Origin of the sequence: Brenneria populi (assembly GCF_036016195.1) — a bacterium.
GTDB lineage: Bacteria > Pseudomonadota > Gammaproteobacteria > Enterobacterales > Enterobacteriaceae > Brenneria > Brenneria populi.
This window is the reverse complement of record NZ_JAYWTM010000004.1, coordinates 206,566-225,084: the sequence shown is the minus strand read 5'-3', so window position 1 is coordinate 225,084 and position 18,519 is coordinate 206,566. Positions and strand designations below refer to the sequence as shown.

The window sequence follows — 18,519 nt, the reverse complement described above, 5'->3', positions numbered from 1 at the left end:
GTTAGATATTACTCGCCCCGCTGACGGGGCGCTCCGGTCTTCATTCTGGTTGAACGAATCGATCACTCTTTCGATAAATTGGATTCAAAATCACGTTTGCCGTAGCCGGTGTAGAGCTGGCGCGGACGCGCGATTTTAATCCCGTCGTCGTGCATTTCATTCCAGTGGGCGATCCAGCCGACCGTACGCGCCATGGCGAAGATCACGGTAAACATGGAAGAGGGAATCCCCATCGCTTTCAAAATAATGCCCGAATAAAAATCGACGTTCGGATAGAGCTTCTTCTCAATGAAGTACGGATCGTTCAGCGCGATGTGCTCCAGCTCCATGGCGACTTCCAGCAGGTCGTCTTTTCTTCCCAGCTCCTTCAGCACTTCATGGCAGGTTTCGCGCATCACGGTCGCGCGCGGGTCGTAGTTTTTATACACGCGGTGGCCGAATCCCATCAGACGGAACGAATCATTTTTGTCTTTGGCCCGCTTGACGAAGGCCGGGATGTGTTCAACGGAGCTGATCTCTTCCAGCATGCGCAGACAGGCTTCGTTCGCCCCGCCGTGCGCCGGTCCCCACAGCGAGGCGATCCCGGCGGCGATACAGGCGAACGGGTTGGCGCCGGACGATCCCGCCGTTCTCACCGTCGAGGTGGAGGCGTTTTGTTCGTGGTCGGCGTGCAGGATCAGAATTCGGTCCATGGCGCGTTCCAGCACCGGGTTCACCTCGTACTCCTCGCACGGGGTCGCGAACATCATATGCAGGAAATTACCGGCATATGAAAGGTTGTTTTTAGGATAGACAAAGGGCTGACCGAGCGAATATTTGTAACACATGGCGGCGACGGTCGGCATTTTGGATAGCAGACGGTAAGCGGCGATTTCACGGTGGCGTTCGATGCTGATATCCAGCGAATCGTGGTAGAACGCCGCCAGCGCGCCGGTCACCCCGCACAGTACGGCCATCGGATGCGAGTCGCGACGGAAGCCGTGGAACAGGCGGGTAATCTGTTCGTGGATCATCGTGTGGCGCGTCACCGTGGTTTTAAAGGTGTCGAACTGCTCCTGCGTCGGCGCCTCGCCGAAAAGCAGGATATAGCAAACTTCAAGGTAGTTGGACTTCTCGGCCAACTGAGCGATAGGAAAACCGCGGTGTAATAAAACGCCCTCTTCACCATCGATAAAGGTGATTTTAGATTCGCAGGATGCGGTGGAGGTGAAACCAGGGTCAAATGTGAACAATCCTTTGGCGCCCAGGGAGCGGATATCGATCTCCTGTTGTCCCAGCGTGCCGGTCAGCACGTTAAGCTCAATAGGATCTTTACCGTCTAGAGTCAGCGTTGCTTTTTTGTCAGTCATTTATAGTCTCCTAGCGCTTTAATTTTAAACTCTTTTCACCGAAGAAATACCGTACATGCCTGTACATCGGGTTAATGATGGACCGATGAAACTCTGTCGCGACGAATCGTCAATAGGGCACAGAGCAAGGCCGAAAATTTATGGACTTATCGCCCATTGCCTCAGGATGGAAACATCATCTCTCCAGATAATTAATCATTCTCGTCATTCGTCATAGTAATATCTATGACTTTTACAGGGATTATCCGCACCACTGTTACATAAGTTTCGGCAGTGGGGAAGAATAACCGCTGCGCTTTACTACAGCATAGGGAATTTATCGCCATAGTTGTAATCGCAATGTTTATTTTTTGTCAAAACTAATAAGTAATTTTGAATGAATTGTGAAATTCGTGATGCGAATCACTATTCAAGGGAAATGTCTCCAAACAGTTTGTATGGTAATTGTAATAAGAATGTGAAGCTCCTATACTTCGGCCAGGTCTCCGGGATACCCTGCCGTAGGAGCACCCAGCATGAAGTGAGCATGCGCTGTTTAGATACCGGAATGTCGATGTTTGAGCGCGTACCGCAAAACGAGTTTCAGGTTTTGGGCATTCATGCTGTCTGACCTCATACAGGTCCGGAGGAAGTCACAATAATAAAAACTGTGTGGGCGAATCTGTGAAAAAACAAAGACCTGTTAATCTGGATCTGCAAACGATCCAGTTTCCCGTTACTGCGATAGCCTCTATCCTTCACCGTGTATCCGGCGTTATCACCTTTGTCGCTCTCGGTATCCTGCTGTGGCTGTTGGGCCTCTCTCTCTCTTCAGAGGAGGGATTTCTGCGCGCCGCGCAGATCATGGATAGCTTTATGGTTAAATTTATCGTCTGGGGCATTCTCACCGCGCTGGCCTACCATATCGTCGGCGGTCTGCGTCACCTGATGATGGATTTTGGCTATATAGAAGAAGATCTGGTCGGCGGTAAGCGTTCCGCAAACATCTCCTTTGTTATTACCGTCGTGCTTTCACTACTGGCTGGAGTCCTCGTATGGTAAGCAATGCTTCTGCATTAGGAAGAAATGGCGTACAGGACTGGCTGCTGCTTCGGGCGTCCGCCATCGTTATCGTGCTGTATGTCATCTATCTGATTGGCTTTGTCGTCTCCGCCGACAGCATAACCTATGAAGTCTGGCGCGCGTTTTTCTCTATGGCGCTCACTAAGGTATTCACGCTGCTGACGTTATTTTCCATCCTGGTACACGCATGGATAGGGATGTGGCAAGTGCTGACCGACTACATTAAACCGTTGGCCCTGCGCCTGACTTTACAGTTGGCGATCGTGGTTGCGCTATTGGTGTACGTTATTTATGGAACCGTTGTGGTGTGGGGGGCGTAATGAATTTGCCAATTAGAGAGTTTGATGCGGTTGTCGTCGGCGCAGGGGGCGCAGGTATGCGCGCCGCCCTGCAAATATCTCAGATGGGCCTGTCCTGCGCCCTGTTGTCCAAGGTTTTTCCCACCCGTTCCCATACCGTCTCCGCCCAGGGCGGCATTACCGTCGCGCTGGGCAATACCCATGAGGATAACTGGGAATGGCATATGTATGACACCGTCAAGGGTTCCGACTATATCGGCGATCAGGACGCGATTGAATATATGTGCAAAACCGGCCCGGAAGCGGTGCTGGAACTGGAGCACATGGGGCTGCCCTTTTCGCGCCTGGACGATGGGCGTATTTACCAGCGCCCGTTCGGCGGACAATCCAGAAACTTCGGCGGCGAGCAGGCGGCGCGAACCGCCGCCGCGGCTGACCGCACCGGTCATGCCCTGCTGCATACGCTCTATCAGCAGAACCTGAAAAATCACACCACCATCTTCTCCGAATGGTATGCGCTCGATCTGGTGAAAAATCAGGATGGCGCCGTCGTCGGGTGCAGCGCGATCTGCATCGAAACCGGAGAGGTCGTCTATTTCAAAGCCCGGGCCACCGTGCTGGCGACCGGCGGAGCGGGGCGCATTTACCAATCCACCACCAATGCGCACATCAATACCGGCGACGGCGTCGGCATGGCGTTACGCGCCGGGGTGCCGGTGCAGGATATGGAAATGTGGCAGTTCCATCCGACGGGAATCGCCGGCGCCGGGGTGTTGGTGACCGAGGGCTGCCGCGGCGAGGGCGGCTATCTGTTGAATAAGCACGGCGAGCGTTTTATGGAACGCTACGCGCCGAACGCCAAAGATCTGGCCGGCCGCGACGTGGTGGCGCGCTCGATTATGATCGAAATTCGCGAAGGCCGCGGCTGCGATGGCCCGTGGGGACCCCATGCCAAGCTGAAGCTGGACCACCTGGGCAAAGAAGTGTTGGAGTCGCGGCTGCCGGGGATCCTGGAGTTATCCCGTACCTTCGCTCACGTCGATCCGGTAAAGGAACCGATTCCGGTTATTCCCACCTGTCACTACATGATGGGCGGCATTCCGACCAAAGTCAGCGGCCAGGCGCTGACGATTAACGAGAAGGGCGAGGACGTCGTTATTCCCGGCCTGTTCGCGGTGGGGGAGATCGCCTGCGTTTCGGTGCATGGCGCGAACCGCCTGGGGGGAAATTCGCTGCTCGATCTGGTGGTGTTCGGCCGTTCGGCGGGGGTGCATTTGCGGGAGTCGCTGCAAGAGCAGGGCGCAAGCCGAGACGCCGGCGATTCCGATATCGAGGCCGCCCTCGAACGTCTTAACCGCTGGAACAACAGCAGTTCCGGCGAAGATCCGGTGGAAATCCGTAAGGCGCTGCAATCCTGCATGCAGCATAACTTCTCCGTATTCCGTGAAGGCGATGCGATGGCGCAAGGACTGGAAGAGCTGAAGACGATCCGCGAACGGCTGAAATACGCGCGGCTGGACGATCGCTCCACGGAATTCAATACCCAGCGGGTTGAATGCCTGGAGCTGGATAACCTGATGGAAACCGCGTATGCGACGGCGGTATCCGCCAACTTCCGCACCGAGAGCCGGGGAGCGCACAGCCGTTTCGACTATCCCGATCGGGATGATAAAAATTGGCTATGCCATTCGCTGTATCTGCCGCAAACCGATAGCATGACGCGCCGCGAGGTGAATATGCAGCCCAAATTACGCCCGGCCTTCCCGCCGAAAGTGCGTACTTATTAATCGCGGGGGGATTGACTGATGAAACTTGAATTTTCCATTTACCGCTATAATCCGGATGTCGATAGTGCGCCGCGGATGCAGGATTACCGGCTGGAGGCGGAAGAGGGGCGCGATATGATGCTGCTGGACGCCTTGATTCTGCTGAAAGAACAGGATCCGACCTTATCGTTCCGCCGCTCCTGCCGCGAAGGCGTTTGCGGCTCGGATGGTGTTAACATGAACGGTAAAAACGGTCTGGCCTGCATTACGCCGGTGTCGGCATTGCGGCGCGGAAACGGTAAAATTGTCATCCGACCTCTGCCCGGATTGCCCGTTGTGCGCGATTTGGTAGTGGACATGGGGCAATTCTATGCCCAATATGAGAAAATAAAACCTTACCTGTTGAATAATGGGAAAAATCCTCCAGCCCGGGAGCATTTACAGTCGCCGGAGCAGCGCGAAAAGCTGGACGGACTCTATGAGTGCATCATGTGCGCCTGTTGTTCAACCTCTTGTCCGTCGTTCTGGTGGAACCCGGATAAGTTCGTCGGGCCCGCGGGACTGCTGGCCGCATACCGCTTCCTGATCGATAGCCGCGATACGGAAACCACGCCGCGGCTCGACAATCTGGACGATGCTTTCAGCGTATTCCGCTGTCACAGCATTATGAATTGCGTCAATGTTTGCCCGAAAGGGCTTAATCCGACGCGGGCGATCGGCCACATTAAATCCATGCTGCTGCAACGCAACGGGTAAGACGCCGTTACGCAACGGCACGGCTAATGGTTAAGCGATAAAAAGGCATCTCCCCCTTGAAGCGGATTCCGGGGGGAGATCGAGAAACCTTCAAAAGCGGGTTTATTGCATTGCAGAACCTGTTTTTAAAGGTTCCTTAATGGGGAAGGCGCGTAGCGCGAACCGTTACGGCAACCGATTAATACGGCACAAACGACATGTTAACCACGGCGAAAACTGAAGCTTATAAGCTTAAGGGATCATAATGCAGAACGGCGCAATGAAGGCCTGGCTGGATTCCTCCTATCTGGCGGGCGCAAACCAGTCCTACATAGAGCAGCTCTATGAAGATTTTTTAACCGATCCAGACTCCATCGATCTTAGCTGGCGTTCGATCTTTCAGCAGTTACCGACTGCCGGGGTTAAACCGGATCAGCTCCACTCCAAAACCCGCGAATATTTTCGTCGCTTGGCGAAAGATTCCTCTCGTTCTACCTCGTCGATTACCGATCCTGATAAAGATGCGAAGCAGGTTAAGGTATTGCAGCTGATCAATGCGTTCCGTTTCCGTGGTCACCAGCAGGCGAATCTCGACCCGCTGAATCTGCGCCCGCAGATTCCGGTGCCCGAACTGGATCTCGATTACCACAATCTGACCCAGGAAGATTTGCAGGAAACCTTTAACGTGGGGTCGTTCGCCATCGGCAAAGAGACCATGAATCTGGGCGAGCTGTATGAGGCGCTGAAACAGACCTACTGCGGGTCTATCGGCGCCGAGTATATGCATATCACCAATACGGAAGAGAAGCGCTGGATCCAGCAGCGTATTGAGTCCGTGATGGGGCAGCCGTCGTTTACCGCCGACGAGAAAAAGCGCTTTCTGAAAGAGCTGACCGCGGCGGAGGGACTGGAACGCTATCTCGGCGCCAAGTTCCCCGGCGCCAAACGCTTCTCGCTGGAAGGCGGGGATGTGTTGGTGCCGATGCTGAAAGAGATGGTCCGCCATGCGGGCAACAACGGCACGCGTGAAGTGGTGCTGGGCATGGCGCACCGCGGCCGCCTGAATGTGCTGATCAACGTGGTGGGGAAAAAACCGCAGGATTTGTTCGATGAGTTCGCCGGTAAGCATAAAGAGCACCTGGGCACCGGGGACGTGAAATACCATCAGGGCTTCTCCTCCGATCTGGAAACGGGCGGAGGACTGGTGCATCTAGCGCTGGCCTTCAACCCCTCGCACCTGGAGATCGTCAGTCCGGTGGTGACCGGCTCGGTGCGCGCGCGCCTCGACCGGCTGGATAACCCGGTCGGTACGCTGGTTCTGCCGGTTACCATTCACGGGGATGCGGCGATCAGCGGGCAGGGCGTGGTGCAGGAAACGCTGAATATGTCCAAGGTGCGCGGCTATGAGGTGGGCGGCACATTGCGCATCGTCATTAACAACCGCATCGGGTTCACCACCTCCAACCTGCTGGATATCCGCTCCACGGAATACTGTACCGATATCGGCAAAATGGTTCAGGCGCCGATTTTCCACGTTAACTCGGACGATCCGGAAGCGGTGGCGTTTGTAACGCGCATCGCGCTGGATTTCCGCAACACCTTTAAGCGCGACGTGTTTATCGACCTGATCTGCTACCGCCGGCACGGCCATAACGAGGCCGACGAACCCAGCGCCACCCAGCCGATGATGTATCGCAAAATCAAGAAACACCCGACGCCGCGTAAAGTGTACGCCGACCGTCTGGAACAGGAGAAGGTGGTGACGCTGGAAGACGCCACGGAGATGATCAACCTGTATCGCGACGCGCTGGACGGCGGGGAGTGCGTGGTGGAAGAGCGCCGCGAGATGGATATGCTCTCTTTCACCTGGTCGCCCTATCTGAATCACGAGTGGGATGAGCCCTACCCGAACAAGGTTGAGATGAAGCGTTTGCAGGAGCTGGCCAAACGTATCAGCGAGATCCCCGAGGCGATAGAGATGCAGCCGCGGGTGGCCAAGGTGTATCATGACCGCGCGGAAATGGCGGAGGGCAATAAACCGTTCGACTGGGGCGGCGCGGAGATGCTGGCCTACGCCACGCTGGTCGATGACGGGGTATCGGTGCGCCTGTCCGGCGAAGATACCGGCCGCGGCACTTTTTTCCACCGCCATGCCGTGGTGCACAACCAGAAAAACGGCTCCGGCTACACGCCGCTTGAGCATGTTCACAACGCGCAGGGGGAGTTCCAGGTCTGGGATTCGGTGCTCTCTGAAGAGGCGGTGCTGGCGTTTGAATATGGCTATGCGACGGCCGAGCCGCGCACCCTGACCATCTGGGAAGCGCAATTCGGCGACTTCGCCAACGGCGCTCAGGTGGTTATCGACCAATTCATCAGCTCCGGGGAGCAGAAGTGGGGCCGGATGTGCGGACTGGTCATGTTGCTGCCGCACGGTTACGAAGGGCAGGGGCCGGAACACTCTTCCGCCCGCCTTGAGCGCTATCTGCAGCTGTGCGCCGAACAGAATATGCAGGTGTGCATTCCTTCGACGCCGGCGCAGGTTTACCATATGCTGCGCCGTCAGGCGCTGCGCGGCATGCGGCGCCCGCTGATCGTGATGTCGCCGAAGTCGCTGCTGCGCCATCCGCTCGCCGTCTCTTCTCTGGATGATTTGGCGCACGGCTGTTTCCAGCCGGCGATTGGCGAAATCGATGATTTGGCCCCCCAGGCGGTCAAACGTGTCGTTCTCTGTTCCGGCAAGGTTTATTATGACCTGTTGGAACAGCGGCGTAAGAATGAACAAAAAGATGTGGCGCTGGTGCGTATCGAACAACTTTATCCCTTCCCGCACCAGGCGGTGCAGGCCGTGCTGGAGCCGTTCTCTCACGTCCATGATTTCGTATGGTGTCAGGAAGAGCCGCTGAATCAGGGCGCCTGGTATTGCAGTCAGCATCATTTCCGTGAAGTGATTCCATTCGGGGCTTCTTTACGTTACGCCGGACGTCCAGCCTCCGCTTCTCCAGCAGTTGGCTATTTGTCCGTACACCAGAAACAGCAGCAAGCTCTGGTTAATGACGCGCTGAACGTTGATTAAATAAAAGGATAGATAATGAGTAGCGTAGATATTCTTGTCCCTGACTTGCCTGAATCGGTAGCCGACGCCACCGTCGCCACCTGGCATAAGAAACCGGGCGATAGCGTCCAGCGTGATGAAGTGCTGGTCGAAATTGAAACCGATAAAGTGGTGCTGGAGGTGCCCGCGTCCGAAGCGGGGATCCTGGATAGTATTCTGGAAAACGAGGGCGCCACGGTGACCGCTCGCCAGGTGCTGGCGCGCCTGCGCCTGGGCGATAGCTCCGGCAAGGAAACCAGCGAGAAGTCCCAGAGTAAGGAGTCCACGCCGGCGCAGCGTTATACCGCGGGTCTGGAGGATGAGAGCAATGATGCGCTCAGCCCGGCGATCCGTCGGTTGATCGCCGAGCACGATCTGGATCCCGCTGCCATTAAAGGCAGCGGCGTCGGCGGGCGCATCACCCGCGAAGATATTGATAAGCATCTGACCGCGCAAAAAGAGAGTCGAAACGAGGATAAACCGGCGACGCCGCCGGCAGCGGAGCCGGCGTTGGGCGGACGCAGCGAAAAACGCGTTCCCATGACGCGACTGCGCAAACGCGTGGCGGAACGGCTGCTGGAAGCGAAAAACAGTACGGCGATGTTGACGACGTTCAATGAAGTCAACATGAAGCCGATTATGGATTTGCGCAAACAGTATGGCGAAGTGTTTGAAAAACGCCACGGCGTGCGTTTAGGCTTTATGTCGTTTTACCTCAAGGCGGTGGTTGAAGCGTTGAAGCGCTTCCCGGAGGTGAATGCCTCGATAGACGGCGAAGATGTGGTTTATCACAACTATTTTGATGTCAGCATCGCGGTGTCGACGCCGCGCGGTTTAGTTACCCCGGTACTGCGGGATGTCGATACGCTAGGCATGGCCGAAATTGAGAAACGGATCAAAGAGCTGGCGCTGAAAGGCCGCGACGGCAAACTGACCGTTGAAGAGCTGACCGGCGGTAATTTCACCATTACCAACGGCGGCGTCTTTGGCTCGCTGATGTCGACCCCGATTATTAACCCGCCGCAGAGCGCAATCCTGGGTATGCATGCGATTAAAGATCGCCCGATGGCCGTGGATGGCCAGGTCGTCATTTTGCCTATGATGTATCTGGCGCTCTCCTATGACCACCGACTGATTGACGGCCGTGAGTCCGTCGGCTTTCTGGTTACGATAAAAGAGTTGCTGGAAGATCCGACGCGTTTGCTTCTGGACATCTGATCGCCGGGCGGCTGGCCGTCGAATGCCTGCCCCCATAATTTATAATTATAGGTATGTGCTATGCAGGTCGTTGTTGTTAACGACGCTCTCGGAAATGAAAAACCAGAATGGATAGAACATCATGAATTTACATGAATATCAGGCAAAACAACTGTTTGCTCGATATGGGTTACCGGCGCCGGTCGGCTATGCCTGTACTACGCCGCGCGAGGCGGAAGAGGCTGCATCAAAAATTGGTGCGGGTCCATGGGTGGTTAAATGCCAGGTTCACGCCGGCGGCCGCGGTAAGGCGGGCGGCGTGAAGGTTGTCGGCAACAAAGAAGATATCCGCGCGTTCGCTGAACGCTGGTTGGGTAAAAATCTGGTTACCTATCAGACGGATGCGCTTGGGCAACCCGTTCATCAAATTCTGGTGGAAGCGGCAACCGATATTGATAAAGAACTCTACCTGGGCGCCGTCATCGACCGCGGCAGCCGCCGCGTGGTGTTTATGGCATCGACGGAAGGCGGCGTGGAAATTGAAAAAGTCGCGCAGGAAACCCCGGAGCTGATTCACAAGGCTACGCTGGATCCGCTGACCGGGCCGCAACCCTATCAGGGGCGCGAGCTGGCCTTCAAAATGGGCCTGAGCGGCAAGCAGGTCGCGCAGTTCACCAAGATCTTTATGGGATTGGCGAAGATGTTCCTGGAGCGAGATCTGTCGCTGGTGGAGATTAACCCGCTGGTCATCACCGCGCAGGGGGATTTGATCTGTCTGGACGGCAAGCTGGCGGTAGACGGCAACGCGCTATTTCGCCAGCCTGAGCTGCGCGAGATGCAGGATCCGACGCAGGAAGACTCCCGCGAAGCGCACGCCGCCCAGTGGGAACTGAACTATGTGGCGCTGGACGGCAATATCGGCTGCATGGTCAACGGCGCCGGCCTGGCGATGGGGACGATGGATATCGTCAAGCTGCACGGCGGCGCGCCGGCCAATTTTCTGGATGTCGGCGGCGGCGCCACCAAAGAGCGCGTGACGGAAGCGTTTAAAATCATCCTGTCTGATGACGACGTTAAAGCCGTGCTGGTCAATATTTTCGGCGGCATCGTACGCTGCGACCTGATCGCGGACGGTATCATCGGCGCCGTCGAGGAAGTGGGCGTTAACGTACCCGTTGTCGTTCGTCTGGAAGGGAACAATGCGGATCTGGGCGCGAAAAAGCTGGCGGACAGCGGTCTGAATATTATCGCCGCAACCAGCTTGATCGATGCGGCCCAGCAGGTAGTTGCAGCGGCGGGAGATAAATAATGTCCATTCTGATCGATAAAGAGACCAAAGTTATTTGCCAGGGCTTTACCGGCAGTCAGGGGACTTTTCACTCCGAGCAGGCGCTTGCTTACGGCACGCAACTGGTGGGGGGAGTAACGCCGGGCAAAGGCGGGACGGTACATCTGGGGCTGCCGGTATTTAATACCGTGCATGAAGCCCTTGCGGCCACCGGCGCGACGGTTTCGGTCATCTACGTGCCCGCGCCATTTTGCAAAGATTCGATTCTGGAAGCCATCGACGCCGGTATTGAACTGATTATCTGTATTACCGAGGGGATTCCGACGCTGGATATGCTGACGGTTAAAGTCAAGCTGGATGAGAGCGGCGTACGCATGATCGGTCCTAACTGCCCGGGCGTCATTACGCCGGACGCCTGCAAGATCGGTATTATGCCCGGCCACATCCATTTGCCGGGAAAGGTAGGAATCGTTTCCCGTTCCGGCACCCTGACTTATGAAGCGGTAAAACAGACGACCGACGCCGGACTGGGACAGTCCAGCTGCGTGGGGATCGGCGGCGATCCCATTCCCGGCTCCAGCTTTATTGATATATTGCAATTGTTTGAGCAGGATCCGCAGACGGAAGCGATCGTGATGATCGGCGAGATCGGCGGAACGGCGGAAGAAGAGGCCGCCGCCTATATCAAGGATCATGTGACGAAACCCGTCGTCAGCTACATCGCGGGGGTGACCGCGCCGAAAGGCAAGCGAATGGGGCATGCCGGGGCGATCATCGCCGGCGGCAAAGGCACCGCCGACGATAAGTTCGCGGCGCTGGAAGCGGCCGGGGTAAAAACGGTGCGCAGCCTGGCCGATATCGGCGATGCGGTAAAAGCCGTGCTTTCCCGTTGATATAGATTTCCTTATTCGACATGTTTGGCCGCCTGGCATAGATAAGGGCGGCCTTTTTTATATAACGGGCTTCCTGCCCGTCACCCTTCGGGCCGCCGCAGGCGGCGTTGAAAATCGCCCCGGCGCGGGCTGCCTTCTAAGCTTACGAGCGTCGCTTTTCAGTCCGTTTTTGTCGCGCATAATTATTGTTAATTAATAGCAACAATATGGTAACAATAAAGGCGCGTAATTATCGACTATAAATATAAGGCGGGAGCGACGAACATGATGAATGTGAAAGCCTATTGCCGCCGATGAGCGACCGCGGGCGAGGTGAAAAATATATTACTAAATTAATTTAAATTTAAACCAACAAATCACACCATATTAACAATAATGGCCAATGTGAAATTAATATAAACCATTAATTAACAAAAAGGGGTTAATTTGTTTTAGATCAGGATTTGGCTATGGATATATTTCAAGAAATACGCTTAAATTGCGCCAGATCAATTATCACCTGAAGGCGGATTTATCGCCAAAATTGATTTGAAATCAAAAACCCAATCTGGGTCACGTAAAAACCTATTTATTGTGCGGGATTACAGGCGTAATATACCGCTACTCTATCTTAGGATACGATACTTGTAATTATCGTGATTTTTCTTTGGCTTGCCGATGGATTCGCCGGCTTTTCGGCGTTTGCTGCGGCCTTGTGCCGAAGTCATTTATTGTTGTGTTCTTTTGGGTGTTTACTGACGGGTGTTTAGCGGCTTGCGAAGTGCCGTAAGCTAAAACCTTCCTGCGAGGAGCAAGGAGTCAAGATGTTTGATATAGTCGAACTGTCACGCTTACAGTTTGCCTTGACCGCAATGTACCATTTTCTGTTCGTGCCATTAACGCTGGGGATGGCGTTTCTGCTGGCGATTATGGAAACGGTATATGTGCTGTCCGGCAAGCAAATCTATAAAGATATGACCAAATTCTGGGGCAAGTTATTTGCGATTAACTTTGCCCTGGGCGTGGCGACCGGGCTGACGATGGAGTTTCAGTTCGGCACCAACTGGTCGTACTTTTCACATTATGTCGGGGATATCTTTGGCGCTCCGCTCGCCATTGAAGGCCTGATGGCATTTTTCCTTGAATCCACCTTTGTCGGCCTGTTCTTCTTTGGCTGGGATCGGTTGGGAAAAGTTCAGCATATGGCGGTCACCTGGCTCGTCGCGCTGGGTTCCAACTTCTCCGCGCTGTGGATCCTGGTGGCGAACGGCTGGATGCAAAACCCCATCGCCTCCGATTTCAACTTCGAAACCATGCGTATGGAGATGGTGAGCTTCGCTTCGCTGGTGCTGAACCCGGTTGCTCAGGTGAAATTCGTTCACACTGTCGCCGCCGGCTACTGTACCGGCGCGATGTTCATCCTGGGCATCAGCTCCTACTACCTGCTGAAAGGCCGCGACATCGCTTTCGCCAAGCGTTCCTTCGCCATCGCCGCCAGCTTCGGCCTGGCTTCGGTGTTGTCTGTTATCGTGCTGGGCGATGAATCCGGCTATGAAATGGGCGATGTGCAGAAAACCAAACTGGCCGCCATCGAAGCCGAATGGGAAACCCAGCCGGCGCCCGCCTCATTTACCCTGATCGGCCTGCCCAATCAAAACACCATGCAAAACGATTACGCCATCCAGATCCCGTATCTGATGGGGCTGATCGTCACGCGCTCCACCGATAAGCAGGTCACCGGTCTGAAAGAGCTGATGGAACAGCACGAAGTGCGTATCCGTAACGGCATGAAGGCTTATCAGCTGCTGGAAGAGCTGCGCGCCGGCAATACCGACCCGGCCGTCAGAGACGCGTTTAACCAGTCCAAACAGGATTTGGGTTACGGCCTGCTGTTGAAACGCTATACGCAGAAAGTTTCCGATGCGACCGAAGCGCAAATTCAGCAAGCGACCAAAGACTCCATTCCGCGTGTTGCTCCGCTCTATTTCTCTTTCCGTATCATGGTCGCCTGCGGCGTACTGATGCTGCTGATCATCGGCCTTTCGTTCTGGACGGTGCTGCGCGGCAAGATCGGCGAAAGAAAATGGCTGCACCGCGCCGCGTTGTACGGTATTCCCTTACCGTGGATTGCCGTGGAAGCGGGATGGTTCGTCGCCGAGTATGGCCGTCAGCCTTGGGCTATCGGCGAGGTATTGCCGACGGCGGTCGCGAACTCATCATTGACCGCAGGGGACATCCTGTTCTCTATGGGGCTGATTTGCGGTCTGTATACATTGTTCCTGATTGCGGAAATGTATCTGATGTTCAAATTCGCACGTCTGGGGCCAAGCAGCCTGAAAACGGGTCGTTACCACTTTGAACAACCCATAGCGGTCGCGCAGGAAGCACGGTAAACAGGAGTCCACTATGTTTGAATATGAAGTATTGCGATTTATCTGGTGGCTGTTGATCGGCATCCTGCTGATTGGTTTCGCCGTCACCGATGGTTTTGATATGGGGGTAGGGGTATTGGTACGGCTGATGGGCCGCAGCGATACCGAACGCCGCGTGATGATCAACAGTATCGCCCCGCACTGGGACGGCAACCAGGTGTGGCTGATCACCGCCGGCGGCGCGCTGTTTGCCGCCTGGCCGATGGTCTATGCCGCCGCGTTCTCCGGTTTTTATATCGCTATGATCCTGGTGCTGGCGTCGCTGTTCTTCCGCCCCGTCGGCTTTGACTATCGTTCGAAAATCGAAGATCCGCGCTGGCGCGGCATGTGGGATTGGGCCATTTTCATCGGCAGTTTTGTGCCGCCGGTGGTAATCGGCGTGGCCTTCGGCAACCTGTTGCAGGGCGTGCCGTTCCATGTTGATGCCTATCTGCGCCTCTATTACACCGGCAACTTCTTCCAACTGCTGAACCCGTTTGGATTATTGACCGGCGTAGTCAGCCTGATGATGATTGTGACGCAGGGGGCGACCTATCTGCTGATGCGCACCAATGGCGACCTGCATGTCCGCGCCAAATCGGTGGCGCAGATCACGGCGCTGATCATGCTGGTGACTTTCGCGCTGGCCGGCGTATGGGTTATTTATGGCATTGATGGCTATGTCGTCACTTCCGCTCTGAACACGGCGGCCGAGTCCAATCCTCTGCATAAAGAGGTCGCGCATCAGGCGGGCGCCTGGTTGATTAATTTCAACAACCACCCGGTACTGTGGGTGATTCCGCTGCTGGGCGTGGTATTGCCGGTGTTGACCATCATCATGGCGCGGATGGAGAAAGGGGCGATGGCGTTCCTGTTCTCCTCTCTGACCATCGCCTGCGTGATTCTGACTGCGGGTGTGGCGATGTTCCCCTTCATCATGCCGTCGGTCACCGTGCCGAATGTCAGTCTGACCATGTGGGATGCGACCTCTAGCCTGCTGACGCTGAAAGTGATGACCGTCGTCGCCATTATCTTCGTCCCGATCGTGCTGTCCTACACCGCGTGGTGTTACTACAAAATGTTCGGACGGATTACCAAAGAACACATTGAGCAAAACACGCACTCGATGTACTAAGTAAGGAGCTTAATTTATGTGGTATTTTGCCTGGATACTCGGAACGCTTCTTGCTTGTTCACTGGGGATCATTACGGCCCTGGCGCTTGAGCAGAGCGAGGCAAGCAAAAAGACTGAAGACAAAACTCAATGAGTGATTTAGTCGATAAGCTGTATCGTCTGATGGATAAGAGCCCGATTCGGGCTCTTTCCCTTATCATGGCGCTGTCGGCGGCAGGGTGCGTTTTCTGGGATCCTACCCGCTTCGCGGCAAAGACCAGCGAATTGTCGGTCTGGCAGGGCTTGCTGCTGATCTGGGCCGTGTGTGCGGGGGTGGTTCATGGCGTCGGATTCCGTCCTCAACGCCTGCGCTGGCGGGCGTTTTTCAGCCCGCTTCCCGCCCTGGCGATCCTGGCGTTGGGACTCTATCATTTCTTCCGTTAGCCTTACTCTCTATTCCATTTGGTTATGGGTTGCCGGCAACCCATAATTATTTTCTTTCCGCTGTTGCTATCCATTCCCAACCTCATTTCTCTTGCGTATAGTAGCGATGTTTATCGTATTGCCGGGATGTAGAGTGAGTAATAAGTTGTTCTGCTGGCCAGTTCGGGTCTACTTTGAAGACACAGATGCAGGTGGTGTTGTCTATCATGCACGTTACGTCGCTTTTTATGAAAGGGCGAGAACAGAGATGTTGCGTGAGCGCAATTTTCATCAGCAAGCCCTAATGCATGAGCATGTCGCTTTCGCCGTCCGCCGAATGTCCGTTGAGTATTTTGCTCCGGCGCGTCTTGACGATCTGTTGGAGGTGCAAAGCGAAATCGTTTCGATACGCGGCGCTTCTCTTACTTTCTTACAGCGCATCCTTAATTCAGACGGCAAATTACTGAGTCAGGCTGACGTTTTGATCGCATGTATCGATCCACATCAAATGAAGCCCATCGCGCTTCCTAAGTCTATTGTCGCGGAGTTTAAGCAGTGACTGACATGAACATTCTTGATTTGTTCCTGAAGGCAAGCCTTCTGGTCAAACTAATCATGCTGATTTTAATCTGTTTTTCCATTGCTTCCTGGGCGATTATCATCCAGCGAACCCGAATTCTGAATGCAGCGACGCGCGATGCCGATGCATTCGAAGATAAGTTTTGGTCAGGTATCGAACTGTCGCGTTTGTATCAGGAAAGTCAGACCCGTCGCGATTCGCTGACGGGAACGGAACAGATCTTCTATTCCGGGTTCAAAGAGTTCGCCCGCCTGCATCGCGCCAACAGCCATGCGCCTGAAGCGGTGGTTGAGGGGGCGTCGCGGGCAATGCGCATCTCCATGAACCGCGAGTTGGAAACATTGGAAACGCATATCCCGTTTCTCGGCACCGTGGGATCCATCAGCCCGTACATCGGCCTGTTCGGTACCGTCTGGGGAATTATGCACGCATTCATCGCCCTGGGCGCGGTGAAGCAGGCGACGTTGCAAATGGTCGCGCCCGGTATCGCCGAAGCCTTGATTGCAACGGCTATAGGGCTGTTTGCGGCTATTCCCGCCGTTATGGCGTATAACCGCCTTAACCAGCGGGTGAACAAGCTGGAGCAGAACTACGACAACTTTATGGAAGAGTTCCTCGCCATTCTGCATCGTCAGGCTTTCTCAAGCGATAGCGGCAAATAATCAGGGGGGATCATGGCTCGACTACGCAGAGGTCGTCGTGACCTGAAGTCCGAGATCAACATTGTTCCGCTGCTGGATGTGCTGTTGGTGCTGCTGCTGATCTTCATGGCGACCGCGCCGATTATTACCCAGAGCGTTGAGGTTGATTTGCCGGACGCCACGGATTCGAAAACGGTTTCCAGTAATGATAATCCTCCGGTCATCGTTGAAGTGTCCGGCGTCGGGCAATACAGCCTGGTGATTGAACAGAAGCGGATGGAGCAACTTCCGGCGGAGCAGATTGTCGCCGAGGCTCGGGCGCGTCTGACCGAAAACCCTAAAGCGGTATTTTTGATTGGCGGTGCCAAAGATGTTCCTTATGATGAAATCATAAAAGCGCTGAACCTGTTGCATCAGGCCGGGGTGAAATCCGTCGGGCTGATGACGCAACCAATCTGAATCGGCACGATGAGCGTCGGGCATATTTCTGGCAATACTGTTTTTGGGAATCGATTGTGCTAAAGGCAACCGAACAAAACGACAAGCTGAAACGCGCCGTTATTATTTCGGCCGGTCTGCATGTCATACTGATTGCTTTGCTGGTCTGGAGCTCGTTTTCGCAGACGATGGATGCCAGCGGAGGCGGCGGGGGCGGCTCGTCAATTGACGCCGTCATGGTCGATCCCAGCGCCGTCGTCGAACAATACAATCGTCAGCAACAGCAGCAGAGCGACGCGCAGCGCGCCGAGCAACTGCGTAAAAAACAGGCCGAGCAGCAGGCTGAAGAACTGCAGCAGAAGCAGGCGGCGGAGCAGCAGCGGCTGAAGGAGCTGGAAAAAGAGCGGCTGCAGGCGCAGGAAGAGGCTAAACAGCAGGCGCTGGCGCAGGAACAGCAGCGCAAGCAGGCGGAAGAGGCCGCGCAGCAGGCGAAAGCGCAGCAGAAACAGGCCGAAGCGGCAGCGGCTAAAGCGAAGGCCGAAGCGGAACAGCAGGCGAAAGCCGCAGCCGATGCGAAGAAAAAAGCGGAAGAGGAAATTCAACGGCAGGCGGCCGCGGCCGCGGCGGCGAAGAAAAAAGCGGAAGAGGAAGCCAAGGCCGCCGCGGAGGCCGCCAAGCAGAAAGCGGAAGAAGCGGCAAAAGCCGAGGCGGCGAAAGCGGCCGAGTTGGCGAAACAAAAGGCGGCTGCGGCGGCGGAAGCGGCAAAACAAAAAGCGGCCGCGGAAGCGGCGAAGAAAGCCGAGGCGGCGGCAGCGGCTAAAAAAGCGGCGGATGATAAAAAGCGCGCCGCCGCGGAAGCCGCCAAGCAGGAAGGCGTCGTCGACGATTTGCTCGGGGGGCTGGCGTCATCGAAGAATGCCCCCAGGTCGGGCGGCGGCGCGCCGGCGGGAGCCGGGAATAACAAACGCAGCGGCGCGTCCGGCGCGGCGCTGGACAGCTATGGCAGCCAGGTTAGAACGGCTATCCAAAGCAAATTTTATGACTGGCAGCTCTATAAAGGGCGGACCTGTACATTACGCATCAAGCTTGCTCCGGATGGGTTGTTGATCGATGTGAATGCCGAAGCGGGCGACCCCGCGTTGTGCCAGGCCGCGATCGCCGCCGCGAAACAGGCGAGAATTCCCAAACCGCCGAGTTCAGATGTTTATGAAGCTTTCAAAAATGCGCCGATAGACTTTAAACCGCAGTAACCG

At 55.4% G+C, this 18,519-nt stretch carries 17 protein-coding genes; 16 read left to right on the top strand and 1 reads right to left on the bottom strand.

Features of this window, described 5'->3' with window-relative positions; genetic code table 11:
* Nucleotides 1-62: 62 nt before the first annotated feature.
* Nucleotides 63-1,349 carry a citrate synthase gene (locus VSX58_RS05770; RefSeq protein WP_327617265.1) on the bottom strand — a complete coding sequence of 429 codons (1,287 nt, stop codon included), beginning with the start codon at nt 1,347-1,349 and terminating at the stop codon, nt 63-65.
* 651 nt (nt 1,350-2,000) lie between these two features.
* On the opposite strand from VSX58_RS05770, the gene sdhC reads away from it, so the two are divergent.
* The 16 genes from sdhC (at nt 2,001) to tolA (ending at nt 18,516) form a co-directional block, all read left to right on the top strand.
* A complete protein-coding gene (gene sdhC / locus VSX58_RS05765) occupies nt 2,001-2,390 on the top strand; it encodes a succinate dehydrogenase cytochrome b556 subunit (RefSeq protein ID WP_327614715.1) in 390 nt (129 codons plus the stop codon).
* Complete coding sequence (gene sdhD / locus VSX58_RS05760) at nt 2,384-2,731, top strand: succinate dehydrogenase membrane anchor subunit (protein WP_327617264.1); 348 nt, start codon at nt 2,384-2,386, stop codon at nt 2,729-2,731. Before sdhC ends, sdhD begins: the two co-directional genes overlap by 7 nt.
* Entirely contained in the window at nt 2,731-4,497 is a 1,767-nt protein-coding gene (sdhA, locus tag VSX58_RS05755; protein ID WP_327617263.1) for a succinate dehydrogenase flavoprotein subunit, read from the top strand. Before sdhD ends, sdhA begins: the two co-directional genes overlap by 1 nt.
* A gap of 18 nt (nt 4,498-4,515) precedes the next feature.
* Complete coding sequence (locus VSX58_RS05750; RefSeq protein WP_327617262.1) at nt 4,516-5,232, top strand: succinate dehydrogenase iron-sulfur subunit; 717 nt, start codon at nt 4,516-4,518, stop codon at nt 5,230-5,232.
* A gap of 244 nt (nt 5,233-5,476) precedes the next feature.
* Nucleotides 5,477-8,284, top strand: coding sequence for a 2-oxoglutarate dehydrogenase E1 component (gene sucA, locus VSX58_RS05745; protein WP_327617261.1), 2,808 nt, complete (start codon nt 5,477-5,479; stop codon nt 8,282-8,284).
* 15 nt (nt 8,285-8,299) lie between these two features.
* Entirely contained in the window at nt 8,300-9,520 is a 1,221-nt protein-coding gene (odhB, locus tag VSX58_RS05740; RefSeq protein ID WP_327617260.1) for a 2-oxoglutarate dehydrogenase complex dihydrolipoyllysine-residue succinyltransferase, read from the top strand.
* A gap of 121 nt (nt 9,521-9,641) precedes the next feature.
* A complete protein-coding gene (gene sucC, locus VSX58_RS05735) occupies nt 9,642-10,808 on the top strand; it encodes an ADP-forming succinate--CoA ligase subunit beta (protein WP_327614709.1) in 1,167 nt (388 codons plus the stop codon).
* Nucleotides 10,808-11,680 (top strand): succinate--CoA ligase subunit alpha, encoded by an 873-nt coding sequence (gene sucD, locus VSX58_RS05730; protein ID WP_327614708.1) that lies wholly within the window; start codon nt 10,808-10,810, stop codon nt 11,678-11,680. The genes sucC and sucD overlap by 1 nt, the downstream gene beginning before the upstream one ends.
* 803 nt (nt 11,681-12,483) lie before the next feature.
* A complete protein-coding gene (cydA, locus tag VSX58_RS05725) occupies nt 12,484-14,052 on the top strand; it encodes a cytochrome ubiquinol oxidase subunit I (protein ID WP_327614707.1) in 1,569 nt (522 codons plus the stop codon).
* Between the two features lie 13 nt (nt 14,053-14,065).
* A complete protein-coding gene (cydB, locus tag VSX58_RS05720) occupies nt 14,066-15,205 on the top strand; it encodes a cytochrome d ubiquinol oxidase subunit II (protein WP_327614706.1) in 1,140 nt (379 codons plus the stop codon).
* Nucleotides 15,206-15,221: 16 nt separating this feature from the next.
* The gene (gene cydX, locus VSX58_RS05715) at nt 15,222-15,338 is read left to right on the top strand and encodes a cytochrome bd-I oxidase subunit CydX (protein ID WP_327614705.1); all 117 of its coding nucleotides are present in this window, start codon (nt 15,222-15,224) and stop codon (nt 15,336-15,338) included.
* Complete coding sequence (gene ybgE, locus VSX58_RS05710; protein WP_327617259.1) at nt 15,335-15,628, top strand: cyd operon protein YbgE; 294 nt, start codon at nt 15,335-15,337, stop codon at nt 15,626-15,628. Before cydX ends, ybgE begins: the two co-directional genes overlap by 4 nt.
* A 133-nt stretch (nt 15,629-15,761) precedes the next feature.
* Nucleotides 15,762-16,166 (top strand): tol-pal system-associated acyl-CoA thioesterase, encoded by a 405-nt coding sequence (ybgC, locus tag VSX58_RS05705; RefSeq protein ID WP_327614703.1) that lies wholly within the window; start codon nt 15,762-15,764, stop codon nt 16,164-16,166.
* Nucleotides 16,163-16,849 (top strand): Tol-Pal system protein TolQ, encoded by a 687-nt coding sequence (gene tolQ / locus VSX58_RS05700; protein ID WP_327614702.1) that lies wholly within the window; start codon nt 16,163-16,165, stop codon nt 16,847-16,849. The genes ybgC and tolQ overlap by 4 nt, the downstream gene beginning before the upstream one ends.
* Nucleotides 16,850-16,861: 12 nt before the next feature.
* The gene (gene tolR, locus VSX58_RS05695) at nt 16,862-17,287 is read left to right on the top strand and encodes a colicin uptake protein TolR (RefSeq protein ID WP_327614701.1); all 426 of its coding nucleotides are present in this window, start codon (nt 16,862-16,864) and stop codon (nt 17,285-17,287) included.
* 56 nt (nt 17,288-17,343) lie between these two features.
* Nucleotides 17,344-18,516, top strand: a complete 1,173-nt coding sequence (gene tolA, locus VSX58_RS05690; protein WP_327617258.1) for a cell envelope integrity protein TolA — start codon at nt 17,344-17,346, stop codon at nt 18,514-18,516.
* Nucleotides 18,517-18,519 lie beyond the last annotated feature (3 nt).

Bases quoted from the DNA above. Each gene is read 5' to 3' on its own strand.
- VSX58_RS05770 (WP_327617265.1), bottom strand. From the start codon at position 1,349: ATGACTGACAAAAAAGCAACGCTGACTCTAGACGGTAAAGATCCTATT.
- sdhD (WP_327617264.1), top strand. From the start codon at position 2,384: ATGGTAAGCAATGCTTCTGCATTAGGAAGAAATGGCGTACAGGACTGG.
- sdhA (WP_327617263.1), top strand. From the start codon at position 2,731: ATGAATTTGCCAATTAGAGAGTTTGATGCGGTTGTCGTCGGCGCAGGG.
- VSX58_RS05750 (WP_327617262.1), top strand. From the start codon at position 4,516: ATGAAACTTGAATTTTCCATTTACCGCTATAATCCGGATGTCGATAGT.
- sucA (WP_327617261.1), top strand. From the start codon at position 5,477: ATGCAGAACGGCGCAATGAAGGCCTGGCTGGATTCCTCCTATCTGGCG.
- odhB (WP_327617260.1), top strand. From the start codon at position 8,300: ATGAGTAGCGTAGATATTCTTGTCCCTGACTTGCCTGAATCGGTAGCC.
- sucC (WP_327614709.1), top strand. From the start codon at position 9,642: ATGAATTTACATGAATATCAGGCAAAACAACTGTTTGCTCGATATGGG.
- sucD (WP_327614708.1), top strand. From the start codon at position 10,808: ATGTCCATTCTGATCGATAAAGAGACCAAAGTTATTTGCCAGGGCTTT.
- cydA (WP_327614707.1), top strand. From the start codon at position 12,484: ATGTTTGATATAGTCGAACTGTCACGCTTACAGTTTGCCTTGACCGCA.
- cydB (WP_327614706.1), top strand. From the start codon at position 14,066: ATGTTTGAATATGAAGTATTGCGATTTATCTGGTGGCTGTTGATCGGC.
- cydX (WP_327614705.1), top strand. From the start codon at position 15,222: ATGTGGTATTTTGCCTGGATACTCGGAACGCTTCTTGCTTGTTCACTG.
- ybgE (WP_327617259.1), top strand. From the start codon at position 15,335: ATGAGTGATTTAGTCGATAAGCTGTATCGTCTGATGGATAAGAGCCCG.
- tolR (WP_327614701.1), top strand. From the start codon at position 16,862: ATGGCTCGACTACGCAGAGGTCGTCGTGACCTGAAGTCCGAGATCAAC.